The sequence below is a fragment of the Flavobacterium sp. KBS0721 genome (assembly GCF_002007065.3).
In the GTDB taxonomy this organism is placed as follows: domain Bacteria; phylum Bacteroidota; class Bacteroidia; order Flavobacteriales; family Flavobacteriaceae; genus Flavobacterium; species Flavobacterium piscis.
In genome coordinates, this window is the sequence record NZ_CP042170.1 from 2,510,352 (window position 1) to 2,529,760 (window position 19,409).

The 19,409-nt window shown below is 33.3% G+C and carries 13 protein-coding genes; 8 read left to right on the forward strand and 5 right to left on the reverse strand.

All coding sequences use genetic code 11. The features are described 5' to 3' along the window. Positions 1-14: 14 nt before the first annotated feature. From cysS to B0M43_RS11065, 4 genes are all read right to left on the reverse strand, one after another. A complete protein-coding gene (cysS, locus tag B0M43_RS11050) occupies positions 15-1,493 on the reverse strand; it encodes a cysteine--tRNA ligase (protein WP_078008314.1) in 1,479 nt (492 codons plus the stop codon). 82 nt (positions 1,494-1,575) lie between these two features. Beyond that, the gene (locus tag B0M43_RS11055; RefSeq protein ID WP_078008313.1) at positions 1,576-1,941 is read right to left on the reverse strand and encodes a four helix bundle protein; all 366 of its coding nucleotides are present in this window, start codon (positions 1,939-1,941) and stop codon (positions 1,576-1,578) included. Positions 1,942-2,037: 96 nt separating this feature from the next. Beyond that, complete coding sequence (folE, locus tag B0M43_RS11060) at positions 2,038-2,709, reverse strand: GTP cyclohydrolase I FolE (protein ID WP_065448260.1); 672 nt, start codon at positions 2,707-2,709, stop codon at positions 2,038-2,040. Between the two features lie 202 nt (positions 2,710-2,911). After that, positions 2,912-4,108, reverse strand: a complete 1,197-nt coding sequence (locus B0M43_RS11065) for a pyridoxal phosphate-dependent aminotransferase (RefSeq protein ID WP_078008312.1) — start codon at positions 4,106-4,108, stop codon at positions 2,912-2,914. A gap of 122 nt (positions 4,109-4,230) precedes the next feature. Between B0M43_RS11065 and B0M43_RS11070 the strand changes: the two genes are divergently transcribed. The 5 genes from B0M43_RS11070 to B0M43_RS11090 all read left to right on the forward strand — a co-directional run bounded on the left by B0M43_RS11070 (position 4,231) and on the right by B0M43_RS11090 (position 12,128). Further along, on the forward strand, positions 4,231-5,556 hold the full coding sequence (locus tag B0M43_RS11070; RefSeq protein WP_078008311.1) for a PDZ domain-containing protein: 1,326 nt from the start codon (positions 4,231-4,233) through the stop codon (positions 5,554-5,556). 158 nt (positions 5,557-5,714) lie between these two features. After that, positions 5,715-8,363, forward strand: a complete 2,649-nt coding sequence (locus tag B0M43_RS11075) for a gliding motility-associated C-terminal domain-containing protein (RefSeq protein ID WP_078008310.1) — start codon at positions 5,715-5,717, stop codon at positions 8,361-8,363. 32 nt (positions 8,364-8,395) lie between these two features. Beyond that, the gene (locus tag B0M43_RS11080; protein WP_078008309.1) at positions 8,396-9,325 is read left to right on the forward strand and encodes a type IX secretion system membrane protein PorP/SprF; all 930 of its coding nucleotides are present in this window, start codon (positions 8,396-8,398) and stop codon (positions 9,323-9,325) included. A gap of 10 nt (positions 9,326-9,335) precedes the next feature. Then, complete coding sequence (locus B0M43_RS11085) at positions 9,336-11,507, forward strand: OmpA family protein (protein ID WP_078008455.1); 2,172 nt, start codon at positions 9,336-9,338, stop codon at positions 11,505-11,507. Positions 11,508-11,645: 138 nt separating this feature from the next. Next, a complete protein-coding gene (locus tag B0M43_RS11090) occupies positions 11,646-12,128 on the forward strand; it encodes a hypothetical protein (protein WP_078008308.1) in 483 nt (160 codons plus the stop codon). 395 nt (positions 12,129-12,523) lie between these two features. Here B0M43_RS11090 and B0M43_RS11095 read toward each other — a convergent pair whose 3' ends face one another. After that, positions 12,524-12,904 carry a DUF1573 domain-containing protein gene (locus B0M43_RS11095; protein WP_078008454.1) on the reverse strand — a complete coding sequence of 127 codons (381 nt, stop codon included), beginning with the start codon at positions 12,902-12,904 and terminating at the stop codon, positions 12,524-12,526. 267 nt (positions 12,905-13,171) lie between these two features. On the opposite strand from B0M43_RS11095, the gene B0M43_RS11100 reads away from it, so the two are divergent. The 3 genes from B0M43_RS11100 to B0M43_RS11110 all read left to right on the forward strand — a co-directional run bounded on the left by B0M43_RS11100 (position 13,172) and on the right by B0M43_RS11110 (position 19,321). Beyond that, positions 13,172-15,808: a valine--tRNA ligase gene (locus B0M43_RS11100; RefSeq protein ID WP_078008307.1), complete on the forward strand. Its 2,637-nt coding sequence runs from the start codon at positions 13,172-13,174 to the stop codon at positions 15,806-15,808. 221 nt (positions 15,809-16,029) lie between these two features. Continuing rightward, positions 16,030-17,085 (forward strand): hypothetical protein, encoded by a 1,056-nt coding sequence (locus B0M43_RS11105; protein WP_078008306.1) that lies wholly within the window; start codon positions 16,030-16,032, stop codon positions 17,083-17,085. Continuing rightward, on the forward strand, positions 17,045-19,321 hold the full coding sequence (locus B0M43_RS11110) for a hypothetical protein (RefSeq protein ID WP_123921838.1): 2,277 nt from the start codon (positions 17,045-17,047) through the stop codon (positions 19,319-19,321). The genes B0M43_RS11105 and B0M43_RS11110 overlap by 41 nt, the downstream gene beginning before the upstream one ends. Positions 19,322-19,409: the final 88 nt, after the last annotated feature.

Here is a 19,409-nt window from a genome sequence, read left to right on the forward strand (position 1 = left end):
AGAAAATAAATTGATTATATAGAAAAGCTTGTGCCTTCTTTTCCGTCTTTTAACTGAATGCCCAAAGCAATCAACTGATCGCGAATTTGGTCAGAAAGTGCAAAGTTTTTATCCGCTCTGGCCTGATTTCTCATTCCGATAAGCATATTTACAACACCTTCTAATTTATCATTATTAGCATCAGCACCTTTGTCATCACTTAAGCCTAAAACATCAAAAACAAAAGCATTAATAGCAGTTGAAAATGAAATTAAATCTTCTGTGGAAATCGTTTCTTTTCCTTCTTTCAATAAATTGATATAACGAACTGCCTCAAATAATTGTGCAATTAAAATAGGGGTGTTAAAATCGTCATTCATAGCATCGTAAGATAATTGCTTCCATGAAGCGATATCTATAGAACTAGTGGCACTTGCTGAAATACCGGGTAAGGAATCAACAGCTTCCATTAATCTTTTATATCCCTTTTCAGCTGCAACAATAGCATCGTCAGAAAAATCCAGAATACTTCTGTAATGCGCCTGTAACATGAAAAAACGAGTTACAGATGCAGAGAAAGCTTTACTTAAAATAGTGTTATCTCCACTTAAAATTTCGCCTGGTAAAATATTATTCCCAGTAGATTTGGCCATTTTTTTACCGTTAAGGGTCAGCATATTAGCATGCATCCAGTAATTTACCGGAGACTGACCTGTACAAGCTTCGTTTTGAGCAATTTCGCATTCGTGGTGTGGAAACTTTAAATCCATTCCACCTCCGTGAATATCAAAATGATTACCTAAATATTTGGTACTCATTGCAGTACATTCAAGATGCCAGCCAGGAAAACCATCACTCCACGGCGAAGGCCATCTCATAATATGTTCCGGTTCGGCCTTTTTCCAAAGTGCAAAATCCTGCGGATTTCTTTTGTCAGACTGACCATCAAGATCACGCGTATTGGCTAACATATCTTCGATATTTCGGCCGCTTAAAACTCCGTAATTATGATTTTCGTTATATTTTACAACATCAAAATAAACAGATCCGTTGGCTTCATAGCCAATTCCGGTATCGATGATTTTTTTGATGATTTCGATTTGTTCAATAATATGTCCGGTAGCAGTAGGTTCGATACTTGGTGGTAAAAAGTTGAAAGATTTCAGAATATCATGAAAATCTACTGTATAGCGCTGCACCACCTCCATAGGTTCTAACTGCTCTAAACGTGCTTTTTTGGCAATTTTGTCTTCGCCTTCATCAACATCATCAACAATATGGCCAACATCTGTAATATTACGTACATAGCGAACCTTATAGTCAAGGTGTAAAAAATACCTGAAAATAACGTCAAACGACATAAATGTTCTCACATTTCCTAAGTGTACATTGCTATAAACCGTAGGTCCGCAAACATACATTCCAACATTTCCTTCATGGATTGGTTTGAAATTTTCTTTTTCACCCGAAAGTGAATTGTATATTTTTAGAGGTTGTGATGTGTATAATGGCATATTTTTGTTTTGCTGTTTAATCGTTTAATAGTTGATTTGTTTAATCGTGTAAACGTTTTTTTGTTTTTTAATTTGTCACGTATTATTCTTTTGAAAGATAATACTTTTTTAAACTATTTATCTGATTACAGATTTTTTCAATTTTCTCACGAGATTCGACATATTCTGTTTCAGACACATAATTTAAATCTTTTGAAATAATTAAGTGATTCAAAGTTTCCATTGCCGATGAATATGAGATCGTTAAAAAATGAGCTTTGTCTTTGTTTGTATTTCTTGAAGTTCCTTCCGCAATATTAGTAGCAATTGATGATGAACTTCTTTTTATTTGAGATGTTATTCCGAACAACTCATTTGAGGGAAATTTACTAGTTAATTTGTAAATATCCAAAATAAACATTCTTGCATTTTGCCAGACTTCTAGCTTTTCAAATGAAAAAACATACATCTTTTTCTATTTAATTGTTGATTTGTTTAATCGTTTAATCAAAAATTAAGATCTAGTGATAAAGCGATTAAACAAATTGACGATTTACCGATTAAACTAAAACTGAGTGTCTAATTTAATATAATCCAGGAATTCTCTTTTTGTTTGAGGATCTTTGAATTTTCCACCAAATTCAGATGTTACAGTGCTGCTTTCGATATCTTTAATTCCTCTCGAATTTACGCAAAGGTGTTTAGCATCGATAACGCAGGCAACGTCCTCGGTACCTAAAGCTTTTTGTAATTCTTGTACAATTTGCATGGTAAGACGCTCCTGAACCTGAGGTCTTTTTGCATAATATTCTACAATTCGGTTCATTTTTGATAAACCAATCACTCTTCCGCTTGAGATATATGCAACGTGAGCACGTCCTATAATTGGTAATAAATGGTGTTCACAGGTAGAATAAACGGTAATGTTTTTCTCTACTAACATTTCACCGTATTTGTAATTATTGTCAAAAGTTGACGCTTTTGGCTGTTTTGAAGGATTAAGACCACCAAAAATTTCTTTTACAAACATTTTTGCTACTCTGTTTGGAGTACCTTTTATGCTGTCATCCGTTAAATCCATCCCTAAAGTCTGTAGGATATTTTCAACATCTTTTTTTATTCTTTCTATTTTTTCATCATCGCTTAAATCAAAAGCATCCTGTCTTACAGGGTTTTGTGCGTTGCTGCTAAAATGATTGTCTCCTATTTCGTCTAAAAAATCTTCGTTATTTATCATTAAAAACTACTATTATGATGGGTATATCTTTTTAAGGCGGTAAAGATAATTAATAAATAGGAAACCTTTTCTATCGTTTTTACTATTTAATCGTTCCTTTTTGGATATAATTTAAATTAAAACCAAAATGGTATTTTTTTAAAACACAAAAGACAATAACATAAGGTGTTATTGTCTTTTGAAGGTTTTTGTTTTTTGTTATTTATTTTTTGTTGTAAACCAAAAGTGCTTCTTTTAAAATGTTTACAGCAGTAACTAAATCTTTTTTGTTTAATACATAAGCAATTCTTACCTGATTCAATCCCATTCCGGGAGTCGAATAAAATCCTGCGGCAGGAGCAACCATAACAGTTTCGCCATTAAGATCGTAAGTTTCAAGAAGCCATTGCGCAAAATCTTCAGAGTTTTCTATTGGCAATTGTGCAATGCAATAAAAAGCACCTTTTGGTTTTGTAACAATGACACCTTCAATTTTATTCAATTCGGTAATTAGAGTGTCACGACGGCCTTTATATTCTGCAATTACTTCGTCAAAATAACTTTGTGGAGTATCTATAGCGGCCTCACAAGCAATTTGCTCAATAGTTGGAGGACTCAAACGCGCCTGTGCAAACTTCATTACGGTCGAAAGGACCTCTTTATTTTTAGTAACCAGACAACCAATTCTTGCACCACACATACTGTAGCGTTTTGATACAGAATCGACCATGATTACATTTTGTTGTACATCCTCAAGATTCATTACAGAATAATGAACATCATCTCCATCGTATAAAAACTCACGGTAAACCTCGTCAGCAATTAAATATAGATCATGTTTTTTAATTAAACCGGCTAATTGTTTTATTTCGGCTTCTGAATATAAATAACCAGTAGGATTACCCGGATTACAAATTAAAATCGCTTTGGTTTTTGGTGTAATTAGTTTTTCAACATCTTCAATACTTGGCAATGCAAATCCAGTTTCAATAGTAGAAATAACAGGAATTACATCTGCACTCGTAGATGATGCAAATGCATGATAGTTGGCATAAAAAGGTTCCGGAATAATAATTTCATCTCCCGGATCTGTAATTGTGGCCAATGCAAACAATAAGGCTTCAGAGCCACCAGTCGTAATAATGATGTCTTCTGAGTTAACATTTACGTTTTGACGTTGGTAAAATTGAGCTAATTTTTTTCTATAACTTTCATATCCGGCAGACGGACTGTATTCTATTAGAGTTAAATCAATATTTTTTACCGCCTCGATGGCCACTTCGGGTGTCTTTATATCCGGTTGACCAATGTTTAAGTGATACACTTTTTTGCCTTTTTGTTTTGCAAGATCTGCAAAAGGAGCAAGTTTACGTATCGGTGATTCGGGCATGTTTCTGCCTTTGTGTGAAATTGTTGGCATGAGTTTTATTATTGAAGTGCAAATTTGCATTTTTTTTTCGAATTTAACGTAAACATTACAGGTACTTATTAAAATGTAACAATTATCAATATTTTTAGTAATTTTATCATAAAATATTATCAATGAAAAAATATTTCATGTTGTTTTTTGGGCTTTTGACATCTTTGTCAGTTGTGGCACAAGGTGATTTTTTGATTGAGAAGCATAGTAATAAGGTGACCATTCCCTTTAAACTGATAAATAACCTCATTTTTATACCTATAAAAGTAAACGGCATCGAACTCAATTTCCTGCTGGATTCCGGAGTCGAGGAAACTATTTTGTTTAGTATGGAAGAAAAACAAGAAGTGAGTTTTAATAATATTCAGAAAATAAAATTGCGCGGCTTAGGAAGTGAAGCTGAAATAGAAGGATTAAAATCTACAAACAATGTGTTGGAAACGCATGGATTGAAATCAGGTAATCATTTGGTTTATATTATTTTAGATCAGAGTTTTAATTTGTCTTCGCATATAGGGATTCCGGTAAACGGTATTATAGGATATAAATTTTTTAAAAATAATATCGTAGAAATCAATTATCAAAAAAAGAGGATAGTTGTGCATTTAAACAACGAACAAACCAAACAAAAACTAGAAAAAAAATTCAAAACAGTTCCTATAACTATAGAAAGGTCTAAACCTTATATTTATGCCACAGCTACTGTTGATAGTAAAAAAGTACCAGCAAAATTACTAATCGATATAGGAAATAGTGATGCTTTTTGGATTTTTGAAAATAATAAAATCAAATTGCCTAAGAAGAATTTTCCTGACTTTTTAGGAAAAGGTTTTAGTGGTGATATTGAAGGGCATCGGGCTAAAATTGATAATTTTTTAATTGATGATTTTAATTTTAAAAAGCCAATAGTTTCATTTCCTGATTCAAGCTCAATTAAGAATGTAAAAATGGTTCCGGATCGAATAGGATCTGTAGGCGGCGAAATTTTAAAACGATTTACCGTTGTGCTGGATTATGCAGATAAGAAAATGTACCTAAAAAAAAACAATAAATTTTCTGAACCTTTTACTTATAATAAAAGCGGAATTACAGTGCAGCATAATGGCCTTCAGTGGGTTCAGGAAACAGTTCATTTAGAAATGGTAAAAGTAGCCTCAACATTAGATGAAGTAACAAGTAATGAAAAAAAGGATGGTAATTTTAGATATAAATTTTCATTAAAACCTGTTTATGAAATTGTAAATATCCGTAAAAATTCAGCCGCCGAAAAATCCGGATTGCAAAAGGGTGATATTATTGTGAGTATAAACAAAAATGCACCTTATAAATATACACTTCAGCAAATAAATACATTACTAAAATCAGAACAAGATGTTTGGGTAAATCTTGAAGTAGAAAGAAATAGCCTTATTCTTAAATTTAGATTTAAACTTGAAGATGAGTTATAAGAGCCTAAAAAATAATGAATTAAATAATTAAAAATTGAAATACTGCTAGTATTTATTTGTGGGTTTATTTTAAATTTTGTGAAAATTTAACTGTTAAATCGTGTTTTTTGTTTAAGAAACGTTAATAATTTATTAAGTTTATACAAAAATAACTCTTTATGGTTAAAAACTACTCTAATTTCTTACAATTTATATTGTTTTTTATTTTTTTATCGATTTTTCCCTCACAAATATATGCACAATGTGCTGGCGATGATGCACAAAAAATAATTTGTGACATTCAGAATTCGGCTAATCAAAACCTTTCTTTATTTTCATTATTAGGAGGTTCTCCAACTTCTGGTGGAAAATGGACAGACGATAATAATTTTAGAGGTCTGGATTCTATTACCGGAAATCTAAATGCGCAACTTATTAAAGAAGGTGGTGTTTACCATTACACCTATACTGCTCCTGATGTTGCAGGATGTACAGATAATACAGCAACAATAACACTTACTATTGGTGCTTATGTAGGAGTGGGATCAAAAGCAACGGTATGTAGTCTTGCCGGCAGCTTTAATCTTTTTACGGCATTTGATAGTACCGTTATGGGACCTCATGAAAACGGAATCTGGCGCGATGCTGCAGGCGCGATTCTGGGGTCGCCTTCCATTAATATTAGATATATTACAACCCCAACAGAAACACGTCAATTTACGTATGAGGTACCGCTCGTGCCCGATTGCCCGTCTACGCCGCTAATTACAACTGTATATGTCACCATCGTAAGGACGCCTGAAGAGGGAAATCCACAAGAACTTACATTATGCGGAACTACAGATTTAGACAGTTACACCAATTATGATATGTTTGAATCACTTAAAGATGAAGATCCTGGTGGTGTTTGGAAAGGTCCTGATATCACTTCGCGATCAGATCATAATATTAATCTTAAGGAATTGTTTGATAAGTATGGAGCGGGTGATTTGAACTATACGTACACCGTTCTTGCGGTTCCTAACCAAAATATCTGTACCGACAGAACTGCATTTGTAACCATTACACTCGAAAAAAGAATTGATTTTACAGGTACAACACTTGTTGTGCTTAAAGATATTTGCGAAAGTGAGATGGCTACCGCTACTTATTCGGCAAAAATTACAGAAGGTCCTGATGGTATTCCTGACGGAGAATATAAAATTACTTTTAATGTCGCAGGTCCAACAGGAGGATCAGAAACGGTAACGGTAAATTTCCTAAACGGAGTAGTTAATTTTCCAATTAAATCTGCCTATTTTCAAAGGGTTGGTAAGTTTACTGTCAACGTTACAAGTATTATTCCAACGGCCGGCCCAAAAAAGTGTGTCACTATATTTAGTCCTTTTTCTTATGATATAAATATTTCTCCCTTGCCGCGTTTAGATAATGCTGTAATAACTGCCAACGCAGTTTGTCAGAACGATATTGCAACAGTTCAAATTTCGAATGCCACTTTATTAGCCGATGGTAAGTATCGTATCGTGTACAAGATCAATGGCGATAATGTAGCGACAGCGCAAACTGCTACTATAACAGCTGTAGGAGGAAAAGCCAGTTTTGAAATCCCGGGAAGCTTAAACGTAAAAAGCGGATTATCTGTAATTACAATTACTAATATCACCAATATTACAAATCCAACTCCGCAATGTAGTAATACAGCAAATGTTATAGGCAACCTGACAATTAATCCTTTGCCTGTTGTTACAAATGTAAAAGTAGTGGTTAACGATGATTGTTTAAACGGAGTTTTTACAGCTAGTGTTTCAGGCTTAGGAACCTTAACAAAAGTAAAACTTTCTTATGTACTTTTAGATAGTAATACTTCGACAGCACAAACTGTCGATTTAACGGTTGTAAACGGAAATGCCAGTTTTGTAATTCCGTCAGCTTTACTTGCAAATACAGGCTCTACTGTAATTTCGGCTACTTATTTAACGAATGATATTACAGGTTGTGGCAGTATTTTGATCAATATATTAGATAGCTTTTTAGTAAATCCTATTCCGTTGGCGCCAGTTGCAGTTAATCCGCCTGATTTTTGTAAAGTAGACAGAGCAACAATTGCGAATTTAACACCGCGTGGTCCGCAATATAAATGGTATAATTCTGCAGCTTTAACCACGCCGCTTGCAGATACTTATCTTTTAAAATCTGAAGACCTATATGTTACCGAAACTTCTGCGGCAAATTGTACATCGCCAGCCAGTATGATTTCGGTAGTAGTAAAAGATACGCCGGCACCAACTTTGAATCCTGACGGACAAAATTTTTGCGGACTAAAAAATCCAGCAATTTCAGATCTTTCAAAGGCGACAAATGTACCTTCGACGGTTTCGTGGTATGATGCTCAAAATAATGGTAATTTATTGGCTTCGACTACTTTGCTTGTTGATAAAGCTACTTATTACGGATACGATCTTTCGAGCGTGACCGATTGTATTTCGGATAGCGTCTTGGAGGTTACAGTTTCATTAACCGAATGTGATCCTGCAGAATATGCCTTTTTTATTCCTGACGGATTTTCGCCAAATGGAGATAATGTTAATGATACGTTCAGAATTCCTGATATTGAATATTTATACCCGGATTATACGCTTGAAATTTTCAATAGATATGGAAATGTAATGTTTAAAGGAAATGCAAATAAACCCAATTGGGACGGAAGAAATTCTGAAGCTGCAGGTTTTGGAGACGGAATAGCGCCAAACGGAGTCTATTTTTATATTGTCAATTTTAACAAAGACAATAGAAAAGCGCAGCAAGGCCGACTTTACCTCAATAGATAATTCCTTTTTATATTATTTAATATAATTTTCAAATGAAAAAAATACCACTTTTTATACTTTTTCTCTTTTATATAACATCAGCCTCAGCCCAGCAAGATCCGGAATACACACATTATATGTACAATATGAGTGTGGTAAATCCTGCGTACGCAACCGGAGTTCCTGCCATGCTAAATCTTGGAGGATTATACAGAACACAATGGGTTGGAGCCGTAGGAGCGCCAAAAACATTTACCTTTTTTGGTCATACTGCTGTTACAGATAAAGTCGAAGTAGGTCTTTCCTTAGTATCTGATGATATTGGTGATGGGGCAAAAAAAGAAAACAACTTTTATGCTGATTTTGCCTATGTTCTGAATCTGGGAGGAAAAAACAAACTTTCTTTAGGATTAAAAGCGGGTTTTACTTCACTGCAAACTAATTTTAACGGATTCAAATTTACTGATTCGCAAACAGATTTGGCTTTCGCCGAAAATATAAACGTAACCAGACCCAACATTGGAGTAGGCGCCTATTATTTTAGAGATAATTTCTACGTTGGTTTGTCGGCACCAAATTTACTGAGTTCTAAACACATCGAAGAAAAGTCAGGAATCAATGCGTACGGATCAGAAGCTATTCATACTTTTTTAACGGCCGGATATGTATTTCAGATCAATGATATGATAAAACTTAAACCGGCATTTATGTCAAAGTTTGTACCCGGCTCACCAGTTACTGTAGACTTGACCGCCAATGTTTTGTATAATAATAAATTCGAATTAGGTGCAGCTTACAGAGTAAATGATGCAGTAAGTGCTTTAATGAATATCAATGTTACGCCATCTCTTAGAGTGGGTTATGCATATGATCATACGCTTACGAACATGGGACAGTTTAATTCAGGTACGCATGAAATCATGCTGCTTTTTGATTTGGATTTATTAGGAAAAGGATATGATAAATCACCAAGATTCTTCTAAAATGAAAAATATGAAAAAACTACTCGTTATTATATTCGTATTTTCAATACAGTTTATAAATGCCCAGGATCTCGAATTGGCAAGAGCCAAACGATTTTTTGACAAGACCTATTACAGCGAAGCCATTGTTTTGTATGAAAAATTAGCTCAGGAAAAACCTTCGCAGGAAATCATCAAAAATTTGGCGGACTCTTATTTTTATACCAATGATTTAATAAAAGCTCAACGCTATTATAGACTTTTAATTCATAATTACAGCAACAATTTAGATAGAAATTATTATTTCAGATACGCTCAAACCTTAAAAGCGAGTAATAGTAATGATGATGCCAATGCTGCGTTAAAAGAATATTATGCAAAATCTGCCAATGCAGATGATATGGTCAATTTTGAAAAAGATCTCAAAACCTTAGAAAATGTTTCGGCAATTGGAAAAAGATTTGAGATTAAAAACCTTGCAATAAACACACCTAATTCAGAATTTGGAGCGGTAAAATACAATGATAATCTGGTTTTTGCCGGAGTAAAACTAAAGCCGGGATTGTTTGATAAAAAGTTCAAATGGGACAATGAAACGTATTTGAATTTAGTCGAAATTCCACTAAAAAACATTAATTCTGCAGACTCTACTACGCATTATTTTGCTAAAGAATTAAAAACCGGAATGCATGAATCGAATGCTGTTTTTACTAAAGATGGAAAGACAATTTATTTTACAAGAAATAATTCTAAAAAGGGAAGCAAAAAAACCGACGATAAAAAAATATCCAACCTTCAGATTTTTAAAGCTGAACTGGTTGACGGAAAATGGAAGAATATAACGTCACTTCCGTTTAACAGTCCTAATTATTCAGTAGAACATCCTGCGTTGAGTGCTGATGAAAAAGTATTGTATTTCGCTTCTGATATGCCGGGAACATTAGGCTCTTTTGATATTTATTCGGTAAACATTAATAAAGGAGCATTTGATACACCTAAAAATTTAGGACCAGTTATTAATACTGATAAAAGAGAGCAATTTCCTTTTGCAGCAATAGATAATAAACTTTATTTTTCTTCAGACGGGCATTTAGGATACGGATCTCTGGATGTATTTGTTTCAGAAATTAACGGAAACGAGTATTCTAAACCTGTAAATGTTGGTTTGCCATTAAACTCCAATTTAGATGATTTTTCCTTTACTATAGATTCAAATACAAAAGAAGGTTTTTTTGCATCGAATAGAGAAGGCGGAAAAGGAAGTGATGATATTTACTGGTTCAAAGAAACAAAAGAATTAATTGTAGAAGATTGCAAGCAGTTTATTGCAGGAACTATTACAGATATTGATACGAAATTAGCTTTAGAGAATGCCATTGTAATATTACAGGATTCAGATAAAAAGATTTTGAATACGATTATTACAGGAGCAGACGGAAAATTCAGTTTTACTGTGGCGTGCGAAAGTTCGTTTACAGTTTTGGCTTCAAAAGAAAAATATACCAATGACTCGAGATCATTAGCTTCAGGAAAAACAAGAGATGCGAGCAATGATGCTTCGATGGCGCTAAAATCTTTGGAAGCGATAAAACGTGAAGAACAGCAAATTGCCGAAACGAAAAAGAAAGAAGAAGAAATCGAAAATGCCCGTAAAAAAGAAAGAGAAGCTTTGGCAGTTATTGCTTTAAAAGAAGCACAGAAAAAAGCAAAAGCAGATCAAATTGTGGCGGCAGAAATTAAGAAGAAAGAAAAAGCGGAGGAAATTGCAGCAACGGAAATTAAGAAAAAGGAAAAAATAAAACAGATCTTAATTGATGAAAAAGATGTTGTAAAAGACAAAGACAGATTGATCATCAAAACAGACCCTATTTATTTTGACTATAATTTGTGGTACATTCGTAAAGAATCTAAAGTTATTTTAGGTCGTGTTGTAGCATTAATGAAGAAATATCCTGACATGGTTATTGAAATAGGTTCTCACACAGATTCAAGAGGAAATGAAAAATTTAATGAAAATTTGTCCCAAAAAAGAGCCAATTCAACTAGGGATTTTATCATAGAATCAGGGATTAATGCCAAAAGAGTTCAGGCAAAAGGTTACGGAGAATCGGTGCCGATAATCAAATGTAAAACTGATGATGCTTGTTCTGAAGAAGAGCACGAATTGAACAGAAGATCTGAATTCGTGATTAAGAATTTATAGAATTTATTTACGTACAGTAAGTTAACCTAACAGGTTTTTAAAACCTGTTAGGTTTTTTTATTTTTAATTCAGAAGCCTTTTTTTTGGCTTCTTTTTTATTTAACTTTATAAAATAACATTAACCTAAAGATTTGATTTATGAAAAAACTAGCGATATCTTGTTTGCTTTTGTCTTGCATTGGATTTCAAAGCTGTAAAAATGATGAAAAACAAAAAGAAGCCGAAGCTGCTCAGGCCGAAGCTGAAAAAACGGTAAGTTCAGAATGCTATAAAGCAGTATATGAAAAAGATACTATTCATCTAAAATTGAACACGCTGAAAAACGGAAAAATTGGCGGAGATATGGTGATGAAGGTGGCAAATGCACCAGAAAAAACCGGAGAAATCAAGGGAGAATTTCGTGGTGATACTTTATTTGTAGATTATACTTTTAAAGAGGTAACAAGTAAAGATAGAACATTCAAAAATCCGATGGCGTTTTTAAAGAAAGACAAACAACTTATTTTAGGTAACGGAACAATGCAAACCACGATGGGAGTTACTTATTTAGTAAAAGATAAACCAATTGATTTTGATCGCGTAAAATATAAATTTGACAGCGTTGAATGTTCTGAAAAATAAAAATATACAATATTTGTAATGGTACGCGGATGACACGGATTTGCTTTGCAAAAACACGGATTTAAACGGATTTTTTTATTGTTTGAAAGTAACATAAACAGCTCTGAATAAAATAAGTAACCACAATCTTGTCATCCCGAGGAACGAGGGATCTCCGCAAGTAACTCATCCTGCAAAATCGCCAATCTTTGTAGAGCTTCTTGCGGAGATCCCTCGTTCCTCGGGATGACAAAAATGAGGAAAACTGCGATCGTGACTGAAAACTGAGACTGAAAACCGCGACTAATTACCACGTCCGTTCGCTTGTCTCGCCCAAAGTATTTAAAAAAAAGTGCATAAAAAAAAGCCGTTCCTTATTAAGAAACGGCTTTTACTATTTTTGGATTTTTATTTTTTTATAGAACTTCTCCCTTGATTTTAAGGGCAACTCTACCATCAGGGTAGTTTACAGCATTCGTTTCAACGGTAATTGTTTTACGAATTGGACCTGAAACCATGTTGTATTTTACATCAATTTTACCTTTTTTACCAGGCATAACTGCTGTTGCGGGTTTTGTAACAACGATAGAACTTACGGTAGATTCTGCGCCGGTAATTAATAGTGGTGCATCGCCGGTGTTTGTAAATTCAAAAGAGCGGAGTCCGTTGTCGCTTTTCGAAATTTTTCCGTAATCAATCGTGTTGTCTTGGGCTGCAAATTCAATTTTTGGGCCATTTTGTGCATAACCTATTGCGCTAAACAATACGACTGCAATAAAAGAGGCTACATTTTTCATTTTGAAATTGTTTTTAAGTTGTAAGTAAATATACATTCTTTTAATTAACACACAAATTATTAATTCTCTTTTTATAGTGTACTTAATTATTTACTTTTGCTGTCAGTTATAATTACAAAAATTGAACCACTTTTTTTGTTTAATTGTTTAATCGTTAATTCGTTTAATCAATTGATGGTCTGCAAGCGGGATTCGCAAAGCAAAAACAGTTAAACAATAAAACGATTCAGCAATTAAACAAATTAACGATTAAACAAACCTATTTAAATGACAATTCCAGCACAATTTGACGCTAAGACGATTGAGAACAAATGGTATGATTACTGGATGAAAAACAACTATTTTCATTCAGAACCAGATCATAGAACGCCGTATACTATTGTAATTCCGCCTCCAAACGTCACTGGTGTCTTGCATATGGGACATATGTTAAATAATACAATTCAGGATGTTTTAATTCGTAGAGCACGTCTTAAAGGTTTCAATGCTTGTTGGGTTCCGGGAACGGATCACGCATCGATTGCAACTGAGGCAAAGGTTGTAGCGAAATTAAAAGCAGAAGGAATCAATAAAAATGATTTAACACGCGAAGAATTTTTAGCACATGCCTGGGAATGGACAGATAAATATGGTGGAGTAATCTTAGATCAGCTTAAAAAACTAGGTGCTTCATGCGATTGGGAAAGAACCAAATTTACAATGGATCCTGACATGTCGGCATCTGTAATTAAGTCATTTGTAGATTTATACAACAAAGGATTAATTTACAGAGGTTACCGTATGGTAAACTGGGATCCTGAAGCAAAAACAACTTTATCTGACGAAGAAGTTATTTATGAAGAACAACAAGGAAAATTATTTTTCCTGAACTATAAAATTGAAGGAACTGAGGAATTTTTGACCATTGCTACAACACGCCCCGAAACTATCTTCGGAGATACTGCCATTTGCATCAACCCAAATGATGAGCGTTTTACACATTTAAAAGGTAAGAGCGCCATCGTTCCTATTTGTGGCAGAGTAATTCCGATTATCGAAGATGAATATGTAGATGTTGAATTCGGAACCGGATGTTTGAAAGTAACTCCGGCGCACGACATGAACGATAAAACGTTAGGAGAAAAACATAATCTTGAAATCGTTGATATTTTTAATGAAGATGCTACATTAAATAGTTTCGGATTACATTATCAAGGGAAAGACCGTTTTGTGGTTCGAACTGAAATTGCGAAAGAATTAGAAGAAATTGGAGCTTTGGCGAAGACCGAAATCCATTTGAATAAAGTGGGAACATCAGAAAGAACCAAAGCCGTAATCGAACCAAGATTATCAGATCAATGGTTTTTGAAAATGGAAGATTTAGTAAAACCGGCGATTAAATCGGTTTTAGAAACGGGAGAGATCAAATTGCATCCAAAACGTTTCGAAAACACTTATGCGCATTGGTTAAATAATATCCGTGACTGGAATATCTCGCGTCAATTATGGTGGGGACAACAAATTCCGGCGTATTATTACGGAGACGGAAAAGAAGATTTCGTAGTTGCTGAAAATATTGAAGACGCTTTAGAATTAGCAAAAGAAAGAACCAACAACCAACAACTAACAACAGACAACCTTAAGCAAGATGTTGATGCATTAGATACCTGGTTTTCTTCTTGGCTTTGGCCAATGTCTGTTTTCGGTGGAATAATGGATCCTGAAAGTGCAGATTATAAATATTACTATCCAACAAATGACTTGGTGACAGGTCCGGATATCTTGTTTTTCTGGGTTGCCAGAATGATCATTGCAGGTTACGAATATGCGGGTGAAAAACCATTTACAAATGTGTATTTGACTGGTTTAGTTCGAGATAAACAACGTCGTAAAATGTCTAAATCGTTAGGGAATTCTCCTGATCCTTTAGACCTGATCGAAAAATTCGGTGCTGATGGTGTTCGTGTAGGATTGCTTTTAAGCGCTTCTGCAGGAAACGATATTATGTTTGATGAAGAATTATGTAATCAAGGAAAAGCATTTTCAAACAAGATTTGGAATGCCTTTAAATTGATTAAAGGATGGGAAGTTTCAGAAACTATTCCACAGCCGGAATCATCAAAAGTAGCGATCGAATGGTACGAAGCGAAGTTGCAGCAAACTTTAGTTGACATTGAAGATAATTTCGAGAAATACAGAATTTCAGATTCATTAATGGCCATTTATAAATTGGTTTGGGATGATTTCTGTTCCTGGTTTTTAGAGATGATCAAACCGGCTTACCAACAACCAATTGATAAAGCTACGTTTGACAAAGCAATCGAAATGTTAGAAAGCAACTTGAAGTTACTTCATCCGTTTATGCCTTTCTTAACTGAGGAAATTTGGCATTTAATTGCTGACAGAACTCCGGAAGAAGCTTTAATCGTTTCAACATGGCCGGAATTAAAACCTTTTAATGCAGGTTTAATTACTGATTTTGAAAGTACAATCGAGGTAATTTCAGGAATCAGAACCATTAGAAAAGATAAAAATATTCCGTTTAAAGATGCTATCGAATTGAAAGCAATCAACAGCGAGAATCTTTCGACTTATTTTGATACCATAGTAACGAAATTAGGTAATATTTCAGCTTTCGAATATGTTTCGGCTAAAGTTGATGGAGCTTTATCTTTCCGTGTAAAATCAAATGAATATTTCATTCCGATTTCAGGAGGAAATATTGATGTTGAAGCTGAAATTGCAAAACTGACTGCAGAGTTGGTTTATACACAAGGTTTCTTAAAATCGGTTCAGGCGAAATTATCAAACGAGAAATTCGTTGGCGGAGCACCGGAAAAAGTTTTGGCTAACGAAAGACAAAAAGAAGCAGATGCTTTGGCTAAGATTGCGACAATCGAGCAGAGTATTGCTGGTTTGAAATAAGGAAATAAGCCAGATTAAATAATAAGTTATGATCCTAACAGGTTTCGAAACCTGTCAGGTACTAAGATAAAAACCCGATAAATTTTTAAAATTTGTCGGGTTTTGTTTTACAATAAATACTCTGTTTTTTTATAAAAAAAAATGTCTTATTTTTTGATTTTCATATCTTAAAATGATATAATTTTAATACGATTTTACGTTAAAACAAAAATCACTTCACAATGAAAAAAATTCTATTATTTCTGTTTGTTTCTTGTCTTTTTTTGGGATGTTCCAATAAAGAAAACAAAGTTAAAAATGTCGAAAGAGCTTTCTATTACTGGAAGAATGGATCTTCTTTTAGTGAAGAAACGACTCAGGAACTTAATAAATTACAAGTCAGGAAGATCTACTATAAATTTTTTGAAATAGATTATAATGAAGCGATGGGAAACTTTCCATATCAAAAAAATAGTCCAAATGAGTATACGCTCAGAAAACTGGATTCTGTAAGCATCGTTCCTACTATTTTTATCAAGAATGAAATCTTTCAGTATAATAATGAGAAGTCATTGGATAAATTGGCTGATAATATTGTTTTTCTAATCAACAAATATCGTAAAGGCCGTTATCAATATAATGATAAAGTGAATTTCGACTATTCTGAAATTCAAATTGATTGTGACTGGACAAAGTCAACCAAAGACAAATATTTCTATTTATTGAAGAGAATAAAAGAGCTGTCAAAAAAAGAAATCAGCTGTACGCTTCGCCTTTATCCGTATAAATATCCGGAAATTATGGGTGTGCCACCAGTCGATAAAGTCACCTTAATGTGTTACAACTTAATAAAACCATTATCACAAAAAGATAAAAACTCTATTTTAGACATTGACGAATTAAAATCGTATTTAGATAAAAAGAGAAGTTATCCTGTACACATAGATATAGCATTGCCTGTTTTTTATTGGACAATATGGTATCAAAATAATCGTTTTGCGGGATTGGTCAATTTTAATTCCGCAGATATTAGCGGGATTGCCAAACAGACCAAACCAATGTGGTATGAAATGACGGAAGATTATACTTTTGAATATGAATATTATCTAAAAAAAGGAGATCAGTTAAAAATCGAAGAGGTCGATTCAAAAACACTTAACGAGGCGATTTCGATTATTAAAAAAAATGTCGAATTAGACGAAACAACAACAATTTCATTATTCCATTTAGATGACAGTACTTTTAAAAAATACAATCATGAAGAAGTTTCTGGTTTTTACAGCTCTTTTAGTAAGTAGTTTTTACCAAAGTTTTGCCTGTGGATATTCTCCGTATGGCGAAGATGTAAGGTATTGTATCTTTAGCCCCAATTACTTTAATTATGCTCAATATAAATCATTCTTTTACAATGCAGATTTATGGGGATTTGATTATAGTAGCAATCCGGAGGATTACAAGTTAAATGTAGATTCTAATATAGCAGACTGGTATAATTACACGAACAAAAAAGTTGCTATCGATGCTATTGAAGACTTTAATTTTAATTTGTCTTATACAGATATTCATGCTGATAGCAATAATAAGTTTGTAAAATATCTTTATCAAAACAATAAAATTGCCGCTATTAATTATTTGAAAACGGCAAAAAATTGTGAATTGGCAAATGACTCTGATGATGTATGGGAAAGAAATGAAGCAGTAAATACGGATAGAAGGCTTGAATTATTGAAGAAAATATCTCAGATTATAGAGAAAGAGAAGGATCGGTATTTTAAAAGAAAATATGCTTTTTTAGCGATGCGGCTTGCTTATTATTCAGGGAAAAATGATATTATTAAAACTGTTTTTGAGGCTAATTTTAATAAAAGCAATAAAGATTATTTGTATTACTGGAGCTTGTTCTTTTACACTTTTACAAAATCAAACCCTGGCTATATGGTTGATGTTGCGAATTTAATGGCAAATTCACCCGAAAAGAGTTATGCGAGCTATTACTATTTTCATCATGATTTTAAAATTGAGCAAGCTTTAAAGTATGCTGCAAATAATGAGGAAAGAGCAAATGTTTATGCTTATGCATCTGTTCAGAAAGTAGATAAAAACCTGGATTATCTGAAAGAGATTTATAAAAATAACCCAAACTCTCAAATATTAGGATTTTTACTTTTGCGCGAAATAAATAAAATTGAGGATTGGGTTTATACGCCCTATTATTCAAACTATACTCCGACAACAGATTTTACTGATTTTTGGAATGAAAAAATAAAAGTTACAACAGAAACATTACGTAATCGGTCTGAAAAAGATAGATTGTATGCACAGGAAGTATTAGATTTTATAAATACAATTGAGGTTAATAAAACACAAAAACCGATTGTTTGGGAAGCTTCAAAAATCAATTTGCAATTTATTACAAGAAATTATGCTGACTGTTTAAAAAATATTTCCCTGTTTGAAAAAAAGCATACGTCTGAAAAAGTAACTGAGGAAATAGAAAAAATAAAAGTACTTTGTATTACTGCAGATCAGGAAAAAGGAAAAGCGATTATTAAACCCGAAACAGAATCTGTTATTTTAAAATATAAAAATGATTCTCGCTTTATTTTTGCTTTAGGAAGAGAACTGGAATTTAGGGGAAACATTATTGATGGCTTGGCTTTGTTGTCACTCATTGAACAAAATACAAAGAGATCTTATAATTTGGATGATGTAGAATGGAGAGGCAATCGAATAAGAACATCAGGTAATTTACAAGAGTTTAATCGTTATTTTGACTATTTGGATTTTGTTTATTCGGCTGCAGATTTACAAGCAATCGTGAATAGGATCGACAAAGGTTTTAATACTGAATTTCAAAAGACAATTTATAGTAAACTATTGAAAGACAAAGATTATCTTAAAGATTTATTAGGAACAAAATACCTCAGAGAAAATCAATTAAGCGATGCTTTAAAAACGTTTAGATCATTGGATAAAAAGTATTGGGATGATAATTATAATGCATGGGAAAGAGGAGAGTACGATGAATATTATGCTTTTGATCAGAACCCCTTTTATGACTTTAAGCACACGCCAAGTTTTATTGAACATAAAGAAAAATATATTGTCACTAAACTTTCAGTAACAGAACATCTTATAAAATATACAAATCTGGCAAATAATCCAAAAACAGCAGATAAGGCATATTACTTTTTCCTGATTGCAAATTGTTACTATAATATGTCAGATTATGGAAATTCCTGGATGATGCGCCGTTATTCAAGCAGCAGTTCGTATTATGGTCAAAAAAATGAAAATGAATCTTATATAGATGAGATTGAATACCGAAACAAAATAAAAGCTGTAGACAATTATGAATTAGCTTATAAAAATGCCAAAACAGCTAAATTCAAAGCATTATGTTTAAGAATGATGGACTATGCTGAGAAGAATCAGTATACTGTTTCAAAAAGAGTTGATAGCCAATTTCCTGAGTTTAGTTCAGATTTGTCTGGTTGCGAAAGCTTAGAAGAATACTTTAAAGCCAGGAGATAATTAAGATTTGACAAACCTAACAGGTTTTTAAAGCCTGTTAGGTTTTTTTTATATGAAAGATTTTCCGCCACGAATTCACTAATTATTT